General features: G+C 72.0%; 19 protein-coding genes, 1 pseudogene and 2 riboswitches. Of the genes and pseudogenes, 17 read left to right on the forward strand and 3 right to left on the reverse strand.

Annotated features, from left to right (window positions below):
* The first annotated feature begins 15 nt into the window (after positions 1 to 15).
* Both NMQ01_RS05690 and NMQ01_RS05695 read left to right on the forward strand, forming a co-directional pair.
* Positions 16 to 1,380, forward strand: coding sequence for a DUF2510 domain-containing protein (locus tag NMQ01_RS05690; RefSeq protein WP_255185893.1), 1,365 nt, complete (start codon positions 16 to 18; stop codon positions 1,378 to 1,380).
* Complete coding sequence (locus tag NMQ01_RS05695; protein ID WP_255185894.1) at positions 1,377 to 2,120, forward strand: hypothetical protein; 744 nt, start codon at positions 1,377 to 1,379, stop codon at positions 2,118 to 2,120. The genes NMQ01_RS05690 and NMQ01_RS05695 overlap by 4 nt, the downstream gene beginning before the upstream one ends.
* Here the strand turns inward: NMQ01_RS05695 and NMQ01_RS05700 are convergent.
* A complete protein-coding gene (locus tag NMQ01_RS05700; RefSeq protein ID WP_255185895.1) occupies positions 2,107 to 3,492 on the reverse strand; it encodes an L-serine ammonia-lyase in 1,386 nt (461 codons plus the stop codon). The two genes, NMQ01_RS05695 and NMQ01_RS05700, sit on opposite strands and share 14 nt — an antisense overlap.
* Positions 3,493 to 3,583: 91 nt before the next feature.
* Between NMQ01_RS05700 and NMQ01_RS05705 the strand changes: the two genes are divergently transcribed.
* Positions 3,584 to 4,069: a hypothetical protein gene (locus NMQ01_RS05705; RefSeq protein ID WP_255185896.1), complete on the forward strand. Its 486-nt coding sequence runs from the start codon at positions 3,584 to 3,586 to the stop codon at positions 4,067 to 4,069.
* Between the two features lie 12 nt (positions 4,070 to 4,081).
* Here NMQ01_RS05705 and NMQ01_RS05710 read toward each other — a convergent pair whose 3' ends face one another.
* Positions 4,082 to 5,557, reverse strand: coding sequence for an acetyl-CoA carboxylase carboxyltransferase subunit alpha/beta (locus NMQ01_RS05710; RefSeq protein WP_255185897.1), 1,476 nt, complete (start codon positions 5,555 to 5,557; stop codon positions 4,082 to 4,084).
* A 42-nt stretch (positions 5,558 to 5,599) separates the two neighbouring features.
* Between NMQ01_RS05710 and NMQ01_RS05715 the strand changes: the two genes are divergently transcribed.
* From NMQ01_RS05715 to NMQ01_RS05750, 8 genes and pseudogenes are all read left to right on the forward strand, one after another.
* A complete protein-coding gene (locus tag NMQ01_RS05715) occupies positions 5,600 to 5,968 on the forward strand; it encodes a hypothetical protein (RefSeq protein WP_255185898.1) in 369 nt (122 codons plus the stop codon).
* Positions 5,955 to 6,356 carry a hypothetical protein gene (locus NMQ01_RS05720; protein ID WP_255185899.1) on the forward strand — a complete coding sequence of 134 codons (402 nt, stop codon included), beginning with the start codon at positions 5,955 to 5,957 and terminating at the stop codon, positions 6,354 to 6,356. Before NMQ01_RS05715 ends, NMQ01_RS05720 begins: the two co-directional genes overlap by 14 nt.
* A 33-nt stretch (positions 6,357 to 6,389) precedes the next feature.
* Positions 6,390 to 6,502, forward strand: a riboswitch (SAM riboswitch).
* 13 nt (positions 6,503 to 6,515) lie between these two features.
* Positions 6,516 to 7,835: pseudogene (locus tag NMQ01_RS05725) on the forward strand (bifunctional o-acetylhomoserine/o-acetylserine sulfhydrylase); the annotation flags it as partial.
* Positions 7,836 to 7,903: 68 nt separating this feature from the next.
* Positions 7,904 to 8,209 carry a hypothetical protein gene (locus NMQ01_RS05730; protein WP_255185900.1) on the forward strand — a complete coding sequence of 102 codons (306 nt, stop codon included), beginning with the start codon at positions 7,904 to 7,906 and terminating at the stop codon, positions 8,207 to 8,209.
* Complete coding sequence (locus tag NMQ01_RS05735) at positions 8,209 to 9,468, forward strand: hypothetical protein (RefSeq protein WP_255185901.1); 1,260 nt, start codon at positions 8,209 to 8,211, stop codon at positions 9,466 to 9,468. The genes NMQ01_RS05730 and NMQ01_RS05735 overlap by 1 nt, the downstream gene beginning before the upstream one ends.
* A gap of 40 nt (positions 9,469 to 9,508) precedes the next feature.
* Positions 9,509 to 10,777, forward strand: coding sequence for a GNAT family N-acetyltransferase (locus tag NMQ01_RS05740; RefSeq protein ID WP_255185902.1), 1,269 nt, complete (start codon positions 9,509 to 9,511; stop codon positions 10,775 to 10,777).
* A 22-nt stretch (positions 10,778 to 10,799) separates the two neighbouring features.
* On the forward strand, positions 10,800 to 14,600 hold the full coding sequence (gene hrpA, locus NMQ01_RS05745; protein ID WP_255185903.1) for an ATP-dependent RNA helicase HrpA: 3,801 nt from the start codon (positions 10,800 to 10,802) through the stop codon (positions 14,598 to 14,600).
* Between the two features lie 87 nt (positions 14,601 to 14,687).
* Entirely contained in the window at positions 14,688 to 15,596 is a 909-nt protein-coding gene (locus NMQ01_RS05750; RefSeq protein ID WP_255185904.1) for a PAC2 family protein, read from the forward strand.
* A 3-nt stretch (positions 15,597 to 15,599) separates the two neighbouring features.
* Here NMQ01_RS05750 and NMQ01_RS05755 read toward each other — a convergent pair whose 3' ends face one another.
* Positions 15,600 to 17,270: a DNA polymerase gene (locus tag NMQ01_RS05755; RefSeq protein WP_255185905.1), complete on the reverse strand. Its 1,671-nt coding sequence runs from the start codon at positions 17,268 to 17,270 to the stop codon at positions 15,600 to 15,602.
* Between the two features lie 60 nt (positions 17,271 to 17,330).
* Between NMQ01_RS05755 and NMQ01_RS05760 the strand changes: the two genes are divergently transcribed.
* The 6 genes from NMQ01_RS05760 to NMQ01_RS05785 all read left to right on the forward strand — a co-directional run bounded on the left by NMQ01_RS05760 (position 17,331) and on the right by NMQ01_RS05785 (position 23,034).
* Positions 17,331 to 18,065 carry an EcsC family protein gene (locus tag NMQ01_RS05760; RefSeq protein ID WP_255185906.1) on the forward strand — a complete coding sequence of 245 codons (735 nt, stop codon included), beginning with the start codon at positions 17,331 to 17,333 and terminating at the stop codon, positions 18,063 to 18,065.
* A gap of 44 nt (positions 18,066 to 18,109) precedes the next feature.
* Entirely contained in the window at positions 18,110 to 19,651 is a 1,542-nt protein-coding gene (locus NMQ01_RS05765) for a sodium:alanine symporter family protein (protein ID WP_255186327.1), read from the forward strand.
* A 57-nt stretch (positions 19,652 to 19,708) separates the two neighbouring features.
* Complete coding sequence (locus NMQ01_RS05770; RefSeq protein ID WP_255185907.1) at positions 19,709 to 20,095, forward strand: YkvA family protein; 387 nt, start codon at positions 19,709 to 19,711, stop codon at positions 20,093 to 20,095.
* Positions 20,096 to 20,181: 86 nt separating this feature from the next.
* On the forward strand, positions 20,182 to 21,264 hold the full coding sequence (locus NMQ01_RS05775) for a DUF4192 domain-containing protein (RefSeq protein WP_255185908.1): 1,083 nt from the start codon (positions 20,182 to 20,184) through the stop codon (positions 21,262 to 21,264).
* 17 nt (positions 21,265 to 21,281) lie between these two features.
* Positions 21,282 to 21,391, forward strand: a riboswitch (SAM riboswitch).
* 16 nt (positions 21,392 to 21,407) lie between these two features.
* The gene (locus NMQ01_RS05780; protein ID WP_255185909.1) at positions 21,408 to 22,538 is read left to right on the forward strand and encodes a homoserine O-acetyltransferase; all 1,131 of its coding nucleotides are present in this window, start codon (positions 21,408 to 21,410) and stop codon (positions 22,536 to 22,538) included.
* Between the two features lie 97 nt (positions 22,539 to 22,635).
* Positions 22,636 to 23,034 carry a universal stress protein gene (locus NMQ01_RS05785; RefSeq protein WP_255185910.1) on the forward strand — a complete coding sequence of 133 codons (399 nt, stop codon included), beginning with the start codon at positions 22,636 to 22,638 and terminating at the stop codon, positions 23,032 to 23,034.
* Positions 23,035 to 23,036 lie beyond the last annotated feature (2 nt).

Genomic DNA, 23,036 nt, shown 5'->3' on the forward strand with positions numbered 1-23,036 from the left:
ATGGAGGGGGCCTCGATGAGCTCCTGGGCGGCCGGTTGGTATCAAGATCCCGAGCACGAGGGTCAGATCCGCTACTACGACGGCAACGGATGGACCGAGCACCGGCAGGCGACCCCAGAGGGCTTCGGCGTCGGCCAGCCCGGCCCCGACGCGGCCGGCACCGGCGTCCGTCAGGACACCGTGGGCTCGACGAGCGAGGTCGACGAGGCGACGCGCGTGCGCCCGAGCGCCGACCGCGCCCCCGAGACCGAGGCGATCTCCACCACCGACTCCTCCTCGCAGGCCGGGGCCGCCGGCGCCGCGGGTGCGGGTGCCGCTGGCTACGGCCAGGAGCAGGGCTACGGGCAGTCGGCCTACGGCCAGTCCGCCTACGGGCAGTCCTCCTACGGCCAGGACCAGCAGGGCTACGGCCAGTCCGCCTACGGTCAGCAGGCCTACGGCCAGGACCAGCAGCAGGGCTACGGCCAGTCCTCGCCCTACACCCAGGGCTACGACCAGCAGCAGGGCTACGGCCAGCCCGCCTACGGCCAGCAGGGCCAGGGCGAGCCGCCCCAGGGCAAGAGCAAGATGCCGCTGATCATCTCGCTCGCTGCCGTGGGCCTCGTCCTCGTGCTCGTCCTCGCCTTCGTGGGCTTCAAGCTCATCGGTGGCAGCGACGACGACCCGACCGCGGACCCGACCGACTCGACGACGACCTCGCAGCCGACGGACTCCTCGACGGACAGCTCGACCGACACCCCGACGGACTCGTCGACGACCGACCCGAGCACCACGAGCTCGTCCACCTCGGACGACCCGGGCACGAGCATCCTCGACAACAAGAACAAGGCCGCCGAGTGGGGCAAGAAGTACACCGGCAGCGGCAAGGCCTTCATCGGGGTTCCCTCCGGTGACGGCGCCGGCCTCGTCGAGTTCACCTACAAGGGCGACGACTACGACTCCCTGACGATCAAGGGCCTCGACGGCAACGGTCGCAGTTCCGAGTACGTCCTCACCGCGTCCGACGCCACGAAGGGCACGGTCGCCTACAACCTCACCAACTACACGGCGGCCACCTCGCGCATCGAGATGGACACCGAGGGTGACTGGACGATCAAGTTCATCCGCATCAACCAGGCGCCCAACTTCGGCTCCTCGCAGAAGGGCACCGGCGCCCAGGTCTTCAAGTGGGACGGCAAGCGCAGCGACCTCTCGGCCAAGTACACCCAGCCGGCCGACTCCTTCCTCGGCAACTTCCGGGTCCAGGCCGTGGGCACCGAGGACTACCCGGACCGCCTGATCAGCGAGTACGACAACTACGAGGGCACGACGACCGTCCAGGACGGCACGAAGTACCTCGTCGTTGACGCGACGGGTGACTGGGAGCTCACCAAGAAGTGAGCAGCAGCCGGGTCTTCCCGATCATCATCGCCACGGTGGTCGGCGCGGGGCTCGTCGCTCTGATCGTCCTCGGGGTCATCGGTGTCCGCTGGTTGTCCAGCGGTGCTGATGGCCCCGAGGACGTTGCGTCCTCGCCGTCGTCCTCGCCGTCGGCCTCGGCCCCGACCTCTGCGTCACCGTGGGGCGGGGTCTCCTCGGGCACCCGCGATGGCGGGACCGTCGACGTGCCCGAGGTGGCCGGCGAGGAGCCGGCCCTGATCACCTACACCCAGCGCGGCCTCCCCTTCGACCCCCTGTCGCTCACCGGGGTCGACGCCGACGGGCTGGAGACCGAGGCGATCCTCGACAGCTCGACGGGCCGGTCCGGCACCGTCCTCTTCAACGTCAACGCCCACGGCGCGCCCACCGAGCGCATCAAGGTGGAGGCGAAGGGGGACTGGACCGTCCGTTTCGCACCGCTGGACCGGGCGCCCGCGGCCGGGGCGGTCGAGCGAGGGCGTGGTCCGGGGGTCTTCGCCTGGGACGGCACGGACGGCGACCGTCTGGACCTGACCTACTCCCAGATCACCGAGGCCCCGTCCAGGTCCTTCTACCTGCAGGCCCTGGACGCCGACGGCCGAGTCATCGAGACGGTCCTCACCGTCGACGACGACCACGAGGAGTCGACGACCCCTCCCACCGGCACGAGATATCTCGTGATCTTCAGCCCCGGTGGTGAGTGGGAGATCAGCACTCGATGACGTTGACGGCGAGCCCGCCGCGTGCCGTCTCCTTGTACTTGACCTTCATGTCGCGGCCCGTCTCGCGCATCGTCTTGACGACCTTGTCGAGCGAGACGACGTGCGAGCCGTCGCCGCGCAGCGCGGTCCGGGCGGCGGTGATCGCCTTGACCGAGGCCACCGCATTGCGCTCGATGCAGGGGATCTGCACGAGCCCGCCGACGGGGTCGCAGGTGAGGCCGAGGTTGTGCTCCATGCCGATCTCCGCAGCATTCTCGACCTGGGCGGGGGAGCCGCCGAGGACCGCGGCCATCGCTCCGGCGGCCATCGAGCACGCCGACCCGACCTCTCCCTGGCAGCCGACCTCGGCGCCGGAGATCGAGGCATTTTCCTTGTAGATCACGCCGATCGCGGCAGCCGTGAGCAGGAAGCGGCAGATGCCGTCGTCGTCCGCGCCCGGCACGAAGTCGGTGTAGTAGCGCAGCACGGCCGGGATGATCCCGGCAGCGCCGTTGGTCGGCGCCGTGACGACGCGACCGCCCGCGGCATTTTCCTCGTTGACCGCCAGGGCGTAGAGGCACAGCCAGTCCATGCCACGAAGGGGGTCGTCGCTGCGGCCCTCGGTCCGCAGCCGCTGGTGGAGCTGGGGAGCGCGCCGGCGCACCTTGAGACCACCGGGCAGGACCCCTTCGGTCCGCAGGCCGTTGTCGATGCACTCGCGCATCACCGACCAGATGTGCAGCAGCTCGCTGCGCACCTCCGCCTCGGTGCGCCACGACAGCTCGTTGTCGAGCATGACCTGCGAGATCGACAGGCCCGTCTCGGCACAGATCGCGAGCAGCTGGTCGCCGGTGGTGAAGGGGTGCTTGACCGGGGTCGTGTCGGCGACGATCCGGGTCGAGCCGGACGCGTCCTCGCCGACGACGAAGCCGCCGCCGACGGAGTAGTAGGTGTGGCTCGACAGGGGAGTGGCGCCCTCGCCGCTCTCCTCGCCCCAGGCGGTGAAGGTCATGCCGTTGGGGTGCAGGGGCAGGGACTTGCGTCGGTGGAGGACCAGGTCGTCGTCCTCGACGAAGTCGATCTCGTGCTCGCCGAGCAGGCTCACCCGACGGCTGGACCGGATCTGCTCGAGCCGGCCCGTCACCGTGCGCGGGTCGCACAGCTCGGGACGCTCGCCGGTGAGCCCGAGCAGCACCGCGGTGTTGGACCCGTGGCCGTGACCGGTGGCACCGAGGGAACCGAAGAGCTCGGCCCGCACCCGCCGCACCTGCGGCAGCAGGCCCTCGTCGCGCAGCCCCTCGACGAACATCACGGCGGCACGCATCGGGCCGACGGTGTGCGAGCTCGACGGGCCGATGCCGACAGAGAAGAGGTCGAAGACACTGAGTGCCACTGGGGGTCTCCCGGAGGTCGTGGTGGTGCCGCCGACGGGGTGTGGGCCGGCGTGCCGGTCGTCACACTACCCGCGCCGCGATGCTCGGCGGGTGCCTGTGGAAAAGCTCGCGGCGGCCCGTCGTGACGTGGCCATGATGAAGGGCATGACCTACGACGACCTGCCGGCCGACTGGCCCCAGCGCCCCTTGACCGACCCCACCCTCACGGCCGACGTCGTCGACCTCGTCGTGCGTGAGGCCGACCGCGCGGAGGGGTGCCTGAGCATCCTGCTGTGCAGCCGGGAACACCGACTCGTGCAGCCGGTGACGATCAACGACGTCGAGGGGGTCCCGCCGCACGAGCGGCGCCGCCCATTCGACGTCTTCCTCAGCGGATTCGCCGACCGCCTCGGCGGCATCGTCGTCGCCGTCGGCCGTCCCCGCGGCTACACGCCCGACGACGTGGCGAGGGGGTGGCACGAGGCGGCGATCGCCGCCTGCCGCGAGCACCGGGTGCCCCTGCTCGGCACCTATCTCGCGTCGGTGCACGGGGTCGTCGAGATGCCCGCGTGGCCGGGCCTCGCGATCGCCGGGTAGCGACCGGCCGGGTCACCCCTCGTGCAGCAGCCCCTCGACCTCGGCCGCGATGGCGGCGGCGATCGCGGCGGCGAAGCCCTCGGGGTCCTCGTGCGCGGCCGGCTCCTCCGGGACGATGACGTCGACCGTGCCGTCCTCGTGCATCTGCGTGGCGCCGACCCGCTGCCGGGCGGCGAGCAGCGCGGCGTGCTCGGTGTCCTTGTAGACGATCGCGCTCGCACCCTCCGGGGGCAGCGGCGAGAGCCAGGCGTGGCCCGCGGCGATGATCCGCTGCGCCGGCAGCAGCGCGAGGGCGCCGCCGCCGGTGCCCTCGCCGAGGAGCACGGAGACGCTCGGCACGGTCAGGGCGGTCATGTCGGAGATCGAGCGGGCGATCTCGCCCGCGAGGGCGCCCTCCTCGGCACGGGGCGACAGGTCGGCGCCGGGGGTGTCGATGATCGTCACGAGCGGCAGCCCGAGCTCGGTCGCCATCCGCATGCCGCGTCGCGCCTCGCGCAGCGCGGCCGGCCCCATCGACTGGGCGGCCTGGTAGCGCCGGTCCTGACCGACGAGCACGCAGGCCCGCCCGGCGAAGGACGCCAGCGCGAGCATGACGCCCTTGTCCGACTCGCCGTAGCCGGTGCCGTTGAGCGGGATGACGTCGTCGGCGGCGTGCCGCAGCAGCTCGCGCACACCGGGCCGGTCCGCACGCCGCGTCGTCTCGATGGACTGCCAGACGCGGGCGACCTCCTCGTCGGTGGGCTCCGGACGGGAGACGAAGGGGGAGATCGGCCACGCCGGGTGGTCGGCCGGGTCGGCGGTGCGGGTCGTGCTCGCCGAGAGCAGGGTGAGCGCGCGGGCGGCGATGTCGGCCAGGCCCTCGACGGGGACGACGGCATCGACGATGCCCTTGTCGACGAGGTTCTCGGCGACCTGCACCCCGTCGGGGAAGGGCACGCCGTTGACCGTCTCGTAGACGACCGGGCCGAGGAAGCCGATGAGCGCGTCGGGCTCGGCGATCGTCATGTGGCCCAGGGACCCCCACGAGGCGAAGACGCCGCCGGTCGTGGGGTGGCGCAGGTAGACGAGGTAGGGCAGTCCGGCCGCCTTGTGCGCGACGACGGCCGCCGAGATGTCGACCATCGTCACGAAGGCCGGGGTGCCCTCCTGCATGCGGGTGCCGCCGCTCGCGGTGGCCGCGACGAGGGGCAGGCGCTCCGACGTCGCCCGGCGGATCGCCGCGACGATCCGCGCGGCCGCGGCCCGCCCGATGGAGCCACCGAGGAAGCGGAACTCGCCGACGATGAGCGCCACGTCGTGACCGTGGATGCTCGCCCGCCCGGTCAGCACGGACTCGTCGGTCCCGGCCCGCTCTGCGGCCTTGTCGACCGCGGCGCGGTAGTCGGGGGAGAGGCCGCTGACGTCGATCGGCTCGTCCCACGAGACGAAGCTGCCGGCGTCGACGACGGAGGCGATGAGCTGCTGGGCACCGGGACGCGGGTCACTCATGGCAGTGATGGTCGCAGGCCGCGCGCTGGGTACCCTTGCCCGGTGCTTGTGCCCTTGACCACTGTCGTCATCGTCGCGGTCGGCGTGCTCGGACTGCAGTCCCTGGCCTACCTCGTCCTCGACCGCCTCGTCGACGACCTCATGCTGATCGTCACCGCGGTCCTCGAGCTCGCCCTGCTCGTGCTCGTCGTCGTCTCTGCGATCGCGATGGGCAAGGTGTCGGGCCAGGGCGAGGGTGCGACGATGCTCGCCTACGCCCTCACGCTGCCGATCCTGCCGCCGATCGTCGTCTTCATCGCGCTGAAGGAGAAGACCCGCTGGGCCATGGGCGTCGTCCTCGCCGGCGCCTTCACCGTCGGGGTCATGGCCTACCGCATCCTCCAGATCTGGCAGACCCATGGCCCGGCCTGAGGTGCGCACGGGCACCGGGCCCGGCCGGGTCGTCGTCGCGGTCTACGCCGTCCTCGCGCTCGCCGCGACCGGCCGCTCGGTCCTGCAGATCACCCAGTACTTCGACCGCGCGCCGCTGGCCTACGTGCTCTCGGCCGTCGCGGCCGTCATCTACGTCGTCGCGACCGTGGCCCTGGCGAAGGGGGGTCCCTCCGGCGCCCGGCTGGCGACCGGGGCGATCACCGTCGAGGCGGTCGGCGTGCTCGCGGTCGGCACCCTGTCCTTCGTGCGTCCGGAGCTCTTCCCGGACAAGACCGTCTGGTCCCACTACGGGTCCGGCTACGGCTACCTGCCGCTCGTCCTCCCCTTCGTCGGCCTGTGGTGGATCCACCGTGTGAGACGCGCCTGATCGGCGACGCGAGCATCTCCTAGTCTTGCGACAGGTCTTGAGCGCCAGCGCGAAGCCCCGGCTCGCTGGCCGGCAACCCTCCTCCGCGGTGGGGTGCCCCGGGAGACGACCTGGTCCGCGACGACCGTCGCGGTCAAGCGCGCACAGCACAGGAGCACCACCATGACCGATCCCTCCACCTGGAGCTTCGACACCCGTCAGATCCACGCCGGCCAGGCACCCGACCCCACGACGGGCTCGCGGGCGCTGCCGATCCACGCGACGACCTCCTACGCCTTCAAGGACACCGAGCACGCGGCGAACCTCTTCGCGCTCAAGGAGTTCGGCAACATCTACACGCGGATCATGAACCCCACCCAGGACGCGGTGGAGCAGAAGATCGCTGCGCTCGAGGGCGGCGTCGGGGCCCTGCTCACCGCATCGGGGATGTCCGCGACGCACCTGGCCCTGGTCAACATCGCCGAGGCCGGTGACCACATCGTCGCCAGCGCCGCGCTCTACGGCGGCACGGTCAACCTGCTGAAGTTCACCCTCGCGAAGTTCGGCATCGAGACGACCCTCGTCGAGGACCCGAGCGACCTCGAGCAGTGGCGCGCGGCGGTCAAGCCCAACACCAAGGTCTTCTTCGGCGAGACCATCGGCAACCCCAAGCCGGTCGTGCTCGACATCGCCGGCATCGCCGAGGTCGCCCACGAGGCGGGGGTCCCGCTCGTCGTCGACAACACGATCGCCACGCCCTACGTCCTGCGGCCCATCGAGCACGGCGCCGACGTCGTCGTGCACTCGGCGACGAAGTACCTCGGTGGCCACGGCACCGCGATCGCCGGTGTCATCGTCGACTCCGGCAACTTCGACTACGCCGCCGACGCGGAGAAGTTCCCCAACTACAACCAGCCCGACCCGAGCTACCACGGGCTGCGCTTCGGGCCCGACCTCGGTGTCAACGGCGCCCTGGGGGCCAACCTCTCCTTCATCCTCAAGGCGCGCGTGCAGCTGCTGCGCGACATCGGTCCGGCGATCTCGCCCTTCAACGCCTTCCTCATCGGGCAGGGCATCGAGACGCTCAGCCTGCGCATCGAGCGCCACCTCGACAACACCCGCAAGGTCGTCGACTTCCTCTCCGGCCACGGCCAGGTCGAGTCGGTGAACTGGGCCTCCCTCGAGGGCTCCGCGAGCTTCGAGCAGGCGCAGCGCTACACGCCGAAGGGGGCCGGTGCCGTCATCTCCTTCGAGATCGCCGGCGGCTTCGAGGCGGGCAAGAAGTTCGTCGAGGGGCTCACGCTGCACAGCCACCTCGCCAACATCGGTGACGTGCGCTCCCTCGTGATCCACCCCGCGTCGACGACCCACTCGCAGGGTCCGGAGGAGGACCGGCTCGCCGCCGGCGTCACCCCCGGCCTCGTGCGCCTGGCGGTCGGCCTCGAGGGCATCGACGACATCATCGCCGACCTCGAGGAGGGCTTCGCCGCGGCGAAGTGATCGAGCTCGTCCGAGGGGCCTGTGGATAATTCCACGGGCCCTTCGGCGTTCTTTCCTAGCGTGGGGGCATGGACGGACAGCAGCGCATCTCCATCGACAGCGAGGGCATCGACGGGCTCGGCCGACAGCTGAAGGCCATCGCCGACTTCCTGGAGGAGAAGGCGGCGAAGGCGAACAACGAGGCGGTCGAGACCTTCGGCTTCCCGAGCTGGTACGGCACCGATGCGTACGAGGGCGCGATCGGCGACTTCGAGCGGGAGCGGATCCGGGTGGGCAAGCAGCTGCGCGAGCTCGGCCGCCTCGCCAAGGATGCCGGGGGTTGGTACGTGAAGACCGAGGACCTCCTCGACCGACGGCACCAGGGAGTCCTCTGATGGCGTTGGACGAGACAGGGACGATCGAGGAGGGCGACCCGGAGATGATCCGGGCGGAGGCGGACGAGCTCAAGACGGTCGCCGCCAACATCCACACCGTCGCCGAGATGCTCCGCATGGTTTCGACGAAGGGAGTCTGGGAGTCGTGCTCCGGCACTCTCTTCGAGCAGGAGGTCGGGACGACCCCGCAGGACCTCGTCGCGATCGCCAACCGGCTCAGCGACACCGAGCAGATCATCCGGCCCTATGCCGACCGGCTCGAGAAGAGCCAGGCCGAGCTCGCGAGGCTGCGCGCTCGTTACGACGCCAACGACAGGACCAGCGAGGACCGGCGGGCGAGGCTCGAGACGATGACCCCGGAGGACCCCGAGTACGCGACGGTCGACCGGGAGTACCGCGCGGCGAGCAACTCGCGGGAGATGAACAAGCGAGGGTACCGGCGGGTGGCCGACGCCGCAGTGGCCGACGAGCGGGCGACGGCCGGGCGGCTGGGCTCGGTCGGAACAGCCTTGTCCGACCCCCGGACCTACAACAGCTTCGAGATGGCCAGCCGGACGGGGACGAGCAGCCTCTTCAACAACCCGGTCGTCGACGTCACCCCGTGGGGCAAGCCGGCGGCGATCATGACCGCAGGCGATCCCATCGGCAAGCTCGGCCGCCGCGCGGTCTACGGCGAGGGGAGCTACAAGGACGTCGGCGCGACGACCGTCCTCACTGCCGTCGACATCGTCATCCCCGGGAGCAAGCGGGCCGATGCCAAGAATGCCACCAGGCTCAGTCACCGTGCCGACGAGCTCAAGAACATCAGGGCGGCGGACACGTCCACCAACCCCATCGCCCATCGACGGATCGCGGCGAACGCCAAGAGCTGGACCAAGCACAAGGTCGCGACGAACACGGTGAAGCTCAAGCACCGGGCCACTGACAAGCTGGCCGAGGCGAGTGGCGCCCGCCTGGTCGACGACATGGTGACCGACTGGGCGGCGGTCGCTGGGTCGGGTCGTGTGCGCAAGGGCGGCTACGTCGTCAAGTACTCCGTGCGGACCACCAGCAAGGTGACGTCCCAAGCCAGCTCGGTGACGTCGACTGCGGGCCGGATCGAGCAGGCAACGGAGTCCCCGGCAGACCGCCGAGCCCGCCGGGAGAAGGAGGAGGCGGCGCAGCGTCGGCAGCTCGCGGAGCAGCAGCGTCGGGACGAGCGGGTTCACGACCTGTCGGCCGGCCCGCTGCACGAACCCGCGGTCACGCTCGTTCGCTAAAGCCGTTGCCGCGTCGAGGGGTGGGTGCCACGGTTGCTGCATGACGAGCGACATCGAGATCACCCGGATCGACCCCGCCGACGAGAGTCAGGTTGAGGGGTTGCTCGAGCTCGACAAGTTCGTGTGGGCCGACGCGGGGCGCCGACCGCGTGAGGCGCAGCTGCGCGACACCCCGAGCCGGGCCGGCTTCGTCGCCACCCGTGGGGGAGAGCCCGCCGGGACGGCCGGGTCGTGGGACGTCGAGGTCTCCGTGCCGGCTGCGGGAGGCGAGGTCGCCTCCCTTCGTCCTGCGGAGGGGCTGACGTGGGTCGGGGTGCACCCCGACCACCGGCGCCGCGGGGTGCTCACGGCGACGATGGCCCACCACCTGCGGTGGATCCGTGACGAGCAGGGGCGCTCGCTGTCTGTGCTCAAGGCGTCGGAGCACACGATCTACGGGCGCTTCGGCTACGGGGTTGCGAGCACGGTGCTGCGGTCGAGCTTCGGCCGGGGCACGAGCTTCGCCGCGCCGGCGCAGGTGCGGGCGCTCGCCGACGCGACGACCCTGCGCACCACGACGGTCAGCCCGGACCAGGGTGACCGGTGGCACGACATCGCCCGAGCGGCCGCGGCCACCGGTGCCGGGCAGGTCGTGCGCAGCCGCGAGGACTGCGCGCGCCTGCTCCACGACAGCCCCGAGAGCCGCGGCGACCGTGAGCCGGCACGCCTGCTGTGGGCCACCCGCGACGGTCGCGACGTCGGCGCCGCGTACTTCCACCGCACGGCGAAGTGGTCCGATGGGCGACCCCAGGGCGAGGTGGGCGTCTTCTTCCTCGTCTCGACCGACGTCGGGGCCCGGCTCGCGCTCGCCGAGCGGCTCGTCGACCTCGACCTCATGGGCAGCACGGAGTACTGGGTCACCCTCGACGACCCGCTCGTGCAGTGGCTGCCCTCGCCGCGCGCCCTCGGCGGAAGCGGGCCGAGCGACAACCTCTGGCTGCGCATCGTCGACCTGCCGACGGCCGTCGCCGAGCGCGGCCACGCCGCCGACCTCGACGTCGTCGTCGAGATCGGCGACGCGATCCTGCCCGAGCAGGCCGGCCGCTGGCGCTGGACCGCCGCACGCGACGGTGTCGGCGCCCTCGAGCGCACCGACGCCGCCGCCGACGTCACGGTCGACATCGGCGACCTCGGTGCCGTGTGGCTCGGCGGGCAGACAATCGCCGCCCGGGCGGCCGCCGGGTACGTCACAGGAGACCCGGCGGCGGTGGCGGCGCTCGACGCTGCGCTGCGCACGCCGACCGGTCCGGTGACGACGATCGACTTCTAGCGGAGCACGTATCCTGACGCCCATGTCCGAGTCCGCCCTGCGTGAGCCCATCGCGGCGGAGGACCTGCACTACCCCGAGGACCTGCCGGTCGTCGCGCGCAAGGACGACATCGCCGCGGCGATGCGCGAGCACCAGGTCGTCATCGTCGCGGGGGAGACGGGGTCCGGCAAGACGACCCAGCTGCCCAAGATCGCGCTCGAGATCGGTCGTGGGCGCGAGGGGCAGATCGGCCACACCCAGCCGCGCCGCATTGCCGCCCGCTCGGTGGCCGAGCGCATCGCCGAGGAGCTGCGGGTCGACCTCGGTGGGCTCGTCGGCTACCAGGTGCGCTTCGCCGACCACAGCAGCGACAGCACGGCGGTCAAGGTGATGACCGACGGCATCCTGCTGGGCGAGATGCAGCGCGACCGCGACCTGCGCCGCTACGACACGATCATCATCGACGAGGCCCACGAGCGCTCGCTCAACATCGACTTCATCCTCGGCTACCTCAAGCAGCTGCTGCCGCGTCGCCCCGACCTCAAGGTCATCATCACCTCGGCGACGATCGACCCGGAGCGCTTCGCCGCCCACTTCAGCGACGAAGGGGGCGAGCCCGCACCGATCATCGAGGTCTCCGGCCGCACCTATCCCGTGGAGGTGCGCTACCGCCCCCTCGGAGAAGAAGACGGCGAGGACGGCGGAGTCGATGGAGATGGCGACCAGGTGACCGGCATCTGCCGGGCGGTCGAGGAGCTGTGGACCGAGCCCGAGTCCGGCGGCCCGCGCGATGCCCTCGTCTTCCTCAGCGGCGAGCGCGAGATCCGCGACGCGCAGGACGCCCTGACCGGGATGAACCTGCCGGACACCGAGATCATCCCGCTCTACGCCCGGCTCTCCGCGGCCGAGCAGCACCGCGTCTTCGCCCCGCACTCCGGGCGCCGGATCGTGCTGTCCACCAACGTCGCCGAGACCTCGCTGACCGTCCCGGGCATCCGCTACGTCATCGACACCGGCACCGCGCGCATCTCCCGCTACAACCAGCGGACCAAGGTGCAGCGCCTGCCGATCGAGCGCATCTCGCAGGCCTCGGCCAACCAGCGCTCCGGCCGCTGCGGTCGCGTCGCCGAGGGCGTGTGCATCCGGCTGTACTCGCAGGAGGACTTCGAGGCCCGGCCGGAGTTCACCGACCCCGAGATCCTGCGGACCAACCTCGCGAGCGTCATCCTCCAGATGACCGCGCTGGGCCTGGGCGACGTCGCACGCTTCCCCTTCGTCGAGCCGCCGGACTCCCGTCAGATCACCGACGGTGTCCGCCTGCTGCAGGAGCTGCAGGCCTTCGACACGGAGCACCGGGCGAAGGGGGCGCGTCGCCTCACCCCGACCGGACGGACCCTCGCCCGCCTGCCCGTCGACCCCAAGCTCGGCCGCATGCTCATCGAGGCCGACCGACTCGGCTGCACCACCGAGGTCCTCGTCATCGTCGCCGCGATGTCGATCCAGGACCCCCGCGAGCGGCCGACCGAGCAGCGGGCCCAGGCCGACCAGCAGCACGCCCGCTTCCGCCAGGAGGGGTCCGACTTCGCGAGCTGGTGGAACCTCTGGGTCTACCTCAAGGACCAGCAGAAGGCCTTGTCCGGCAGCGCCTTCCGCCGCATGTGCAAGCGCGAGTACATCCACTTCCTGCGCACCCGCGAGTGGCAGGACCTGCACAGCCAGCTCGTGCGCGCCGCCAAGCAGTGCAAGATCGACACCCGCCAGCGCACCTCGGCCCCCGACGCCGAGCCCGACTGGGACCGCGTGCACCAGGCGCTGCTCACCGGGCTGCTCAGCCACATCGGCCTGCGCGACGAGGAGAAGCGCGACTACCTCGGTGCCCGGGGAGCCCGATTTTCCATCCAGCCGGGCACGACGAACTTCCGGCGGCAACCCCCCTTCGTCATGGCGGGGGAGCTCGTCGAGACCAGCCGGCTGTGGGCCCGCTCGACCGCTCGCATCGACCCCGTGTGGGCCGAGCGGGCCGGCGCGCACCTCGTCAAGCGGACCTACTCGGAGCCGCGCTGGAGCAAGAAGGCCGCGTCGGTCATGGCGACCGAGCGGGTGACGCTCTTCGGGGTGCCGCTCGTCGTCGGCCGCGCCGTCTCCTACGGCAAGATCGACCCGGTCACGAGCCGTGAGCTCTTCATCCGGCACGCGCTCGTCGAGGGGGAGTGGGACGGCCGGCACGAGTTCCTCACGACCAACCGCAAGCTCGTGCGCCGGCTCGAGGCGCTCGAGGAGCGCGCCCGCCGACGCGACCTGCTCGTCGACGAGCAGGACGTCGTCGACTTCTACGACGCCCGCCTGCCCGACACCATCGTCTCCGGGGCGCACTTCGACAGCTGGTGGAAGACAGCTCGCCACGAGCAGCCCGAGCTGCTCACCCTCACCGAGGAGCTGCTCACCCGCGACGACGCCGAGCAGGTCGACGGCCGCGACTACCCCCGCCGCTGGCGCACCGACGGTCTCGAGCTCGTCGTCACGTACCAGTTCGAGCCCGGCACCGAGGACGACGGCGTCACCGTCCACGTGCCCGTCGCGCTGCTCAACCAGCTGACCGCCGAGGGCTTCGACTGGCAGGTGCCCGGGCTGCGCGCCGACCTCGTCACGGCGCTCATCAAGTCGCTGCCCAAGGCCACCCGCCGCCACCTCGTCCCCGCGCCCGACCACGCCCGCGCCGCGCTCGCCGAGCTCGACCCCGACGCCGGCACCTCGATCACCGAGCAGCTGTCGAGCGTGCTCGGGCGCCGGGCCGGCATCCGCATCGACGAGGGGGAGTGGGACTGGTCGAAGGTGCCCGACCACCTGCGCGTCACCTTCGCCGTCGAGGACTCGCGGCGTCGTCGACTCGGCCGGGGCAAGGACCTCGAGGCGCTCCGCGAGAGCCTCGCCGGTCATGTCCAGCAGGGCATGTCGCGCGCCGGTGCCTCCATCGAGCGCACCGGTCTGACGACATGGGACCTCGACGAGCTGCCCGCGACCTTCACGACGAAGACCGGCAAGCACACCGTCGTCGGTTACCCGGCCCTCGTGGACGAAGGGAGCAGCGTCGCCATCCGCGTGCTGCCCGACGAGCAGCAGGCCGTCGCGGCCCACACCGCCGGCGTGCGTCGGCTCCTCCTCCTCGGCACGACCCCGCCGTGGAAGCGCGTGCTCGCCCGGCTGACCAATGCGCAGAAGCTCGCCCTCGCCGACAACCCACACGGCTCCGTCCCCAAGCTGCTCGACGACGCGCTCGCCGCCGCCGTCGACGACATCGTCACCCAGCACGTCACGGGGGCGGTGCGCACGCGCGCGGCCTTCGACGAGGCGCTGGCCGCGACCCGCACGCACGTCGCCCAGCGGGTGCTCACCGCCGTCTCCGAGGTCGAGCCCGTGCTCGGCCAGCGCACCGAGATCATCGCCACCCTCGACCGGATGAGCGCGCCCGCGGTCGCGACGACCGTCGCCGACGTGCGCGCCCAGCTCGACGGGCTCGTGCGCCCCGGCTTCATCGCCGACACCGGGCTGGCCCGGCTGCCCGACCTGCGGCGCTACCTGCGCGGGATCTCCCTTCGCCTGGAGCGGGCTGCGGACAACCCGCGCCGCGACGGCACCCACCAGGAGGTCGTCGACGGCGTCGAGGGCGCCTATGCCGACCTGCTCGACGCGCTGCCGCCCCTGCGGCGCCGCTCCGCCGACGTCGTCGCCATCGGGTGGATGATCGAGGAGCTGCGCATCTCGCTCTTCGCCCAGTCCATCGGCACCGCGCAGTCCGTCTCGGCCAAGCGGGTGCGGGCGGCGATCGCCGCGGTCGAGCGGTAGCCACCGGGCGTGATCCCTTGCGGGGGAATGGTCCCGGCACGTGCGTCGTTGCCACAATGAGTGCTTCACCGACCAGGAGGACCTGACGTGACCGAGCGCCTCTACCGCTACGAGGTCGACACCGACCCCGCGCTGCTCCAGCCCGGGCCGATGATCGTTGCCTTCGACGGCTTCTTCGACGCCGGCATGGCCCAGCGCCTGCTCGTCGACCACCTCCTCGAGGCGGGCGACCCGACCGTCGTCGCGTCCTTCGACGTCGACTCGCTCATCGACTACCGCAGCCGCCGGCCGGTCATCACCTTCGACGCCAACCGCTACACCGACTACGCGGACCCGGCGCTGCTGCTCTACCACCTGCTCGACCGCGACGGGCAGACCTACTACATCCTCACCGGCCCCGAGCCCGACTACCGGTGGGAGGCCGTCGTCGAGTCGGTCATCCGCCTCATGGACGAGATCGGCATCAGCCTGGCGACGCACGCGCACGGCATCCCCATGGCCGTGCCGCACAGCCGCCCCGTCGGCATGACCGTCCACGGCTCCGACGAGCGCCTCATCGGCGAGCACAAGCCGGTCTTCGGCACCGTCCAGGTGCCCGCCTCCCTGGCGGCCCTGCTCGAGATGCGTCTGGGCGAGAGCGGGCGCGATGCCGTCGGCTTCAGCATGCACGTGCCGCACTACCTCGCGCAGTCGACCTTCCACGACGGTGCGCTCACGGCGCTCAACGCGATCGTCGACTGCACGGGTCTCAACCTGCCCAACGACGCGCTCGCCGAGGCCGCGCGGGAGGGGCGCATGCAGATCGAGCGCGAGATCGAGGACAACGACGAGGTCCGCGAGGCCGTCCAGGCGCTCGAGCGCCAGTACGACGTGCACCTGCGGGGCCTCGAGCGGCCCAGCCTGCTTGCCGGCGAAGGGGAGAAGCTGCCCTCCGCGGACGAGCTCGGCGCGGAGTTCGAGGACTTCCTGCGCACGGTCGACGACTCGGAGCAGTAGCCGCTACTTCGCCTCCGACCACCGGCGCACGACCGAGGTGTCGGCGACGAAGCGCACCTGCTCGCCGCCGAGCCAGCGCCGGGCCGCGTCGGTCAGCGCGCGGTCGACGAGTGCCGCCGCCTCCTCGGCGTGCTCCAGCGGCACGTGGACGAGCAGCTCGTCGTGCAGGCAGAGCACGATGCGTCCCTGCAGCGGGCGGACCGCGACGCGCACCGTCGCCGCCCATGCCTTGAAGAGCTCGGCGGCCGAGCCCTGGATGACGGCATTGCGCGCGAAGCGCCCACGGGCGGCGGCCAGGCCCTCGCGCGCCTCGTCATCGCCGCCGCCCGTGAAGTCGGTGCGCACGAGCCGGCCGCCGTGGGTGCGCACCGGCTCGCCGCGCCGGCCCGCGTCCTGCGCGCGCTGCAGGTGCGCCATCGCGACCGGGTAGGTGCGCTCCAGTCCCTTGAGCGCCTCGGCCGCCGGCCCCGAGCGCTGGCCGTACATCGCCGCGAGCACCGCGATCTTGGCGACCGAGCGCTCGACGCCGAGGCGCTGCGCGACCGGGGCGTAGAGGTCGTCCTCGCGGGTCGCCGCAGCGAAGGCCTCGTCGCGCGAGACGGCGGCGAGGACCCGCGGCTCGACCTGGCCGAGGTCGGCGCGCACGAAGGCCCACCCCTCGTCGGCGGCCACCGCCGGCCGCAGCTCCGCGGGCAGGTTGTGCAGACCGGCCTGTGCGGTCATCCGCCCGGCCGCCCCGTCGCACGCGGCCCAGGCGCCGCGCAGCCGGTCGTCGGCGCCGACGTGCTCGCGCAGCCACCGCCAGCCGTAGGTCGTCGCGATCCGCTCGCGCTTGCGCCACTCGAGCAGAGCGGGCACGACCGGGTGGGTGGCCCGGTGCGCCTCGAGGACCCACTTGCGGGTCGAGGGCACGTCGACACCCGCGCGGGCGAGCATCGCCTTGACCTGGGCGGGGTTGCGCAGGTCGACGTGGCCGGTGCCCGGCAGCGCCGCGAGCACCGGGGCATCGCGGGCCGTGCGGGCCGCGAGCTCCTCGTCGACGGTGTGCGGTTCCTCGCCGGCCGCCTCGGTGACCAGCCGGCGCGCCGTGGCGCGGTCGATGGGCAGGCCGTGCAGCTCGAGCTCGACGCACAGGACGGCGGCGGCCGACTCGGCGTGGGCCGTGGCGAGCGCCCGCCCGCCGCGGGCGGACATCGCGTCACGCTGGTGCGCGGCGACCTGCCGGGCGGCCTCGGCGAAGGCGGCGCACCGCTGCGGTGTCGTCAGCCAGGCGCCCGTCACCGCGTCGGCGCGCAGGTGGCCGTCGTCGCGGACGAGCTGCTCGGCCGGCACCTCGTCGGTGAGCAGGTCGAAGAGGTCTCCCGTCGGCGCGCTCGGGGCGCCCGCGGGGTCCAGCCGGTGCACCGCGGCCCAGGCTCGCTCGGGTCCGGCAGCCCAGCCACCGTGTGTCAGGCGGTGCGCCTCGGCGACGTCCCAGGTGCGGTCGAGCCGGGCGCCGGCGGCGACGAGCGGTGCCACCGACGCAGCCGACCAGGTGACCCATCGGGTGCCGGGGGAGAGGGCGGCGACGAGCGAAGGGAGGTCCGTCGCCAGCAGGGGGTCGCCTTCCGGCGGGAGCACGGCTCCGACGCCGTCGACCCCGACGACGACGGCTCCCGGCTGCTCTCCACCCACGAGCGGTGAGGCTACCCGCGCGCACCGACGGGGCCCCCTTCGTCATGACAGGATGCCGACATGGGATTCATCTCCGACCGACTCGGCTTCGGCAAGAAGAAGCAGATGCAGGACACGCGGAGCGCGCTCGAGCAGGCGCGTGACCCCAAGAGCCGACGGGGCCTGTCCGGCTCCTCGCTCACGCTCGTCGAGAACCTCCTCGACACCGGCATCGACGGAAGCGGCCCCTTCGACTCCGCGGCGCAGGTCGCCGACAAGGCGCTGGCCAAGCACGGCGGCGACGTCGACAAGGCGGTCGACGAGGTCGTCGGCGACACGCTCAAGCTCGCCGGTGCCAGCGGCTTCCTCACCAACCTCGGCGGCTTCGCGACGATGATCGTCGCCCTGCCGGCCAATGTCTTCGGCTTCTACGTGCTCGCCACGCGCATGTCGGCGGCCGTGGCCCGGCTGCGCGGCTACGACCTCGCCCAGCCCGAGATCCGCTCCGCCGTCCTGCTCAGCCTCGTCGGCGCCGACGCCCAGGACCTGCTCGCCAAGGCGGGGGTCGTGGCGCCCACCGGCCGACTCGCCGGCATGGCCGCCCAGCGACTGCCCGGGCCGGCCCTGATGGTGGTCAACAAGGCCGTCGGCTTCCGCATCCTCTCGAGCGCCGGCAAGGGCGTCTTCGCACGCTTCGGCAAGGCCGTGCCCGTCGTCGGAGGGGCCGTCGGTGCCGGCATGGACGTGTGGCTGATGCGGCAGATCGGCACGCACGTGCGGACCGAGTTCCCTGCGGCGGCGCCGGACCTGAGGTAGCGTCCCGCGGGTCCATGACCCGCGCCACAGGGGAGCTGTACCGCATGTCCTTCGCCGAACTCGTCGACGCCACCAACGGCGTCATCTGGTCGATACCGCTCGTCGGGCTCTGCCTGGCTGCCGGCGTCTACTTCACGATCCGCACCCGCCTCGTCCAGGTCCTCGGGATCCCCGACATGATCGCCCAGCTCGTGCGGGGCGAGAAGTCGCAGGACGGCACCTCGTCCTTCCAGTCGCTGATGATGTCGCTGGCCAACCGGGTCGGCATGGGCAACATCGGTGGCGTCGCGACGGCCATCGCCTTCGGCGGCCCGGGCGCGGTCTTCTGGATGTGGGCGGTCGCCCTCCTGGGTGCCGCGACCTCCTTCGTCGAGTGCACCCTCGGGCAGATCTACAAGGAGAAGGACCCGGACACCGGTGAGTACCGCGGTGGTCCGGCCTACTACTTCGAGAAGGCCTACGCCCACAAGGCCAAGACCTTCTCGCTCGTCTACGCGATCGTCTTCGCCGTCGTCACCGTCTTCGCGATGAGCTTCTTCCTGCCGGGCGTGCAGGCCAACGGCATGTCCTCGGCCATCGAGTCCGCGTGGGGCGTGCCGACCTGGGCGACCGCCATCGGCGTGGTCATCGGCCTGGCCTTCATCGTCATCGGTGGCGTCAAGCGCATCGCGACCTTCGCGGCGTTCGTCGTGCCGCCGATGGCGATCCTCTACATCCTCTTCGCGCTCGTCGTCTTCTTCGTCAACTTCGACCAGATCGGCCACGTCTTCGGCGAGATCTTCTCCGGTGCCTTCGGCGGGCACGCCGTCTACGGCGCCATCGTCGGCCAGGCCGTCAAGTGGGGTGTCCAGCGCGGCATCTACTCCAACGAGGCCGGCCAGGGCACCGGCCCGCACCACGCCGCCGCGGCCGAGGTGTCGCACCCGGCGAAGCAGGGCTTCGTCCAGGCCTTCGCCGTCTACATCGACACCCTCTTCGTCTGCACGGCGACGGCCTTCATCATCATCTCGACGGACATGTACACCGTCTTCAAGGGCGAGACCTTCGGCGACGAGACGCTCTACGTCGGCGGGGTCGGCACCGACACCGAGCCCGGTCCGGGCTTCGTCCAGGCGGGCTTCGACACCCTCGCGCCCGGCTGGGGCTCGAGCTTCGTCGCGCTGGCCCTCGTCTTCTTCGCCTTCACGACGATGGTCGCCTACTACTACATGGCCGAGGTCAACCTCGCCTACCTCACCCGCAAGATCCGCAACGGCGTCGTGCGCCGCGGCATGATCCGTGCACTGCAGGCGCTGATCCTCGTCTCCGTCGCCTACGGCGCGACGACGACGGCCGGCTCCGCCTGGGGCCTGGGTGACATCGGCGTCGGCACGATGGCCTGGCTCAACATCCTCGGCATCCTCATGCTGCAGGGCCCGGCGCTCAAGGCGCTCAAGGACTTCCGCGCCCAGAAGAAGCAGGGTCTGGACCCGCAGTTCGACCCGCGCGACCACGGCATCGTGGGCGCGACCTTCTGGGAGGACCGCGCTGACGGGCTCGTCACACAGGGTGCCCCGGTGGAATCCCCGGCCGACGCGGGTCGTTGACCCCCGTGGAGCGCCCCCGACCCGGGAGCGCCCGAGCGTCAGGAGACCCCGATGGCCATGAGCCGCCGAGTCCGTAGTGCTGCCCACCTCGCGTCGGCCGTCCGGAGCGCCTCGCGCCCCGGCAGCCCCGGCATGATCGCGCGCCTGCGGGCCGTGCCGCGGATGATCCGCGCGGTCCGCTCCGGGGCCTACACCGGCCTGTCGTCCGCGCGCCTGGTCATGATGCTCGCCGGTGTCGGCTACGTCGTCTCGCCGATCGACATCGCGCCCGAGGGGCTGCTGCTGGCCTTCGGCCTGCTCGACGACGTCATGGTCGTCGGCTGGCTCGCCGCGACCCTGGTCAAGGAGACCGAGGACTTCATCGCGTGGGAGCAGGGCACGGCTTTCCAGCCGCAGCCCCAGCCCCAGCCGGGGACCGTGCGCTCGCACGTCGTGCCGGACTGATCCACAGCCTCGTGGCCGCTGCCGCGAGGATCCACAGGCGGCCCGCCCCTCTGTCGAGGGGGCGGGCCGCTCGGCATCGTCGGGGCATGACACCGACTGCCTCCCCCCGCGACCCCGCCGAGCTCGCCGTCCTCGTGCCCTACCAGCTCGGTTACCACCCGGGCCCCTCCCTCGTCCTCACGGCGCTGCACGGTCGTCGCGTGGGCATGGTCCAGCGGCTCGACCTCCTGCCCGACGCCGCGGCGTGCGAGCAGGTCGCGGCGCACTGCGTCGCCGTGCTGGCCCACAGCGGGGCGCAGGGTCTGGCCGTCACGGCCTTCGAGGAGGACGAAGGGGGGTCCCGCCCCCTGCGCACGGCGGTCACCTCAGCCGCCCTCGTCGCAGGTCTGCACGTGACACCGCACCTCGTCGTCCGCGAGGGCCGCACCTGGCCGGGCGGGCGCGAGCTGCCGCAGCCGCACGAGGTGCCGGCGGTCGCTCCCTTCGTCCTCGCCGGCGTGAGTCCCTGGCCGAGCCGGCAGGCGCTCGTCGACGGGGTGGTGCCGCCCACCGACGAGGTGAGGGCCGACCGGGTCGCTGCCGCGGCCGAGGGACTCGACCTCGCCCACGTCGACGAGGACGAGCTGGTCGACGTCTGGGCCCGGGTCCTCGACCCGCGCCGCACCGCGGAGCCGGTGGCGGTGCTCACCGACGCCGAGCTCGCCTTGCTCGCGATCTCGCTGCTCGACATCCCGTGGCGCGACGGGCTGCTCGCCATGCTCGCCCCCGGCTTCTTCGACCTCGACGCGCTGCCGCCGCACATCGCCACGCTCGTCATCGACGCAGCGGGGGACTGCCCGTGGGTCGACCTGTGGGAGGAGGGCGACGAGTGGCCGCGGCCGCAGGAGTGGCCCGAGGAGGTGCTGCTCGTGCGCGAGCGCCTCGTCGAGGTGGGCCGTCTGCTGCCGCCGCCCCTGACGGCGGCGGTGCACGTCGCGGTCGCGCAGCTGGCCTGGTGGGCGGGCGACGGCACGATCGCCGGCATCTGCCTCGAGCGGGCTCTCGAGGTCGACCCCGACCACCGGCTCGCCGACCTGATGTCGCGGCTGCTCGTCACCGGCGCGCACCCGTGGAGCGACGCGGTGGCGGGTCCGCACGACGGACGCGTCTCGATCCCGCGCGCCTCATGACGTTAGAGTTGGCGGCAGGTCATGAGTGCCAGCGCAAAGCCCCGGCTTGCTGGCCGGCAACCCTCCTCGCGACGGGGTGCCCCGGGTGATGACCTGGCCGCGTCGAGGCGATGTGGCAAGGCGAGACACTTCGGGAGCACTCCGTGAGCGTGACCACCACACCCCCCACGAGCACAGCGTCGTGGCGCGACGGTGACGAGCCGGGCGACCGGCACTTCCACTCCGTGGGCCACCTGCGGCTCGAGTCCGGCGAGTCCCTGCCCGACGTCGTGCTCGCCTACGAGACGTGGGGGCGGCTGAGCCCCGAGCGGGACAATGCGGTGCTCGTCGAGCACGCGCTGACCGGTGACAGCCACGTCGTCGGTGACGCCGGTCCCGGTCACCCCACGGCCGGCTGGTGGCCCGGGCTCATCGGTGAGGGTGCGCCCCTCGACGACTCCTACTTCGTCGTCGCGGTCAACGTCCTCGGTGGCTGCCAGGGCAGCACCGGGCCCGCCAGCACCGCGCCCGACGGGCGGCCCTGGGGCAGCCGGTTTCCCCGACTGACGATCCGCGACCAGGTCGCCGCCGAGGCGCGCCTGGCCGACGCGCTCGGCATCGAACGCTGGCACACCGTCATCGGCGGGTCGATGGGTGGCATGCGGACCCTCGAGTGGGTCGCGAGCCACCCCGACCGGGTCGGCACGGCGATCGCGCTCGCGACCGGTGCCCGGGCGACCGCCGAGCAGATCGGCTGGTGCCAGGCGCAGATCCTCGCCATCCGCAACGACCCGTGGTTCGCCGGGGGCGACTACTACGACCACCCGCAGGGACCGGAGAGCGGCCTGGCCATCGCCCGCCGCATCGCGCACATCACCTACCGCAGCGAGCTCGAGCTGCACGAGCGCTTCGGCCGCGAGGAGCAGGACGAGCCGGCGGGGGAGTCGGGGCGACCGCGCTACACCGTCGAGAGCTATCTCGACCACCACGGGGGCAAGCTCGCGCGTCGCTTCGACGCCAACTCCTATGCGGTGCTCTCCGAGGCGATGAACTCCCACGACATCGGTCGTGGACGCGGCGGGCTCGAGGCGGCGCTCGCCCCCTTCGCCGGTCGTCTCGTCGTCGCGCCCGTCGACTCCGACCGGCTCTACCCGCCCCGGCTCTCGAGCGAGATCGCCGCGGCGCGGCCCGGCACCCGGCTGCGCACGATCCACTCGGCGGTGGGTCACGACGGCTTCCTCACCGAGGTCGACCAGGTCGGCGAGCTGCTCCACGAGACCCTGCGCGACGCCTGACTCGTCGACACCCCGGCGGGGAGTGAGACAGGTCACGGGACCGCGGTGTAGCGTCTGGCCCAGGTTGTCCACCTGAGCGAGCTGACGAGGAGCACCGATGACGATCGTCGTGGGATACGTGTCCACCAAGGAAGGCGAAGCCGCCCTGGAGCGGGCCTTCGAGGAGTGCCGCCTGCGCAATGACAAGCTCGTCGTCATCCACTCCGACCGCGGCGGTGTCGGCCTGAGCGGTGACACCGCGCGCAAGCACGAGGACGACCTCGCGCAGGTGCGGTCCCGCATGGACGAGGCCGGGGTCGACGGCGAGGTCCGTGGGCTCGTGCGCGGCAAGGAGCCGGCCGAGGACCTCATCGTCGTGGCGGAGGAGACCGGCGCCGAGCTGATCATCATCGGCCTGCGTCGTCGCACCCCCGTCGGCAAGCTGATCCTCGGCTCCAACGCCCAGCGTGTGCTGCTCGACGCGCCCTGCGACGTGCTGGCGGTCAAGGCCCGCTGACG

The organism is Janibacter sp. CX7, assembly GCF_024362365.1.
Lineage (GTDB): Bacteria > Actinomycetota > Actinomycetes > Actinomycetales > Dermatophilaceae > Janibacter.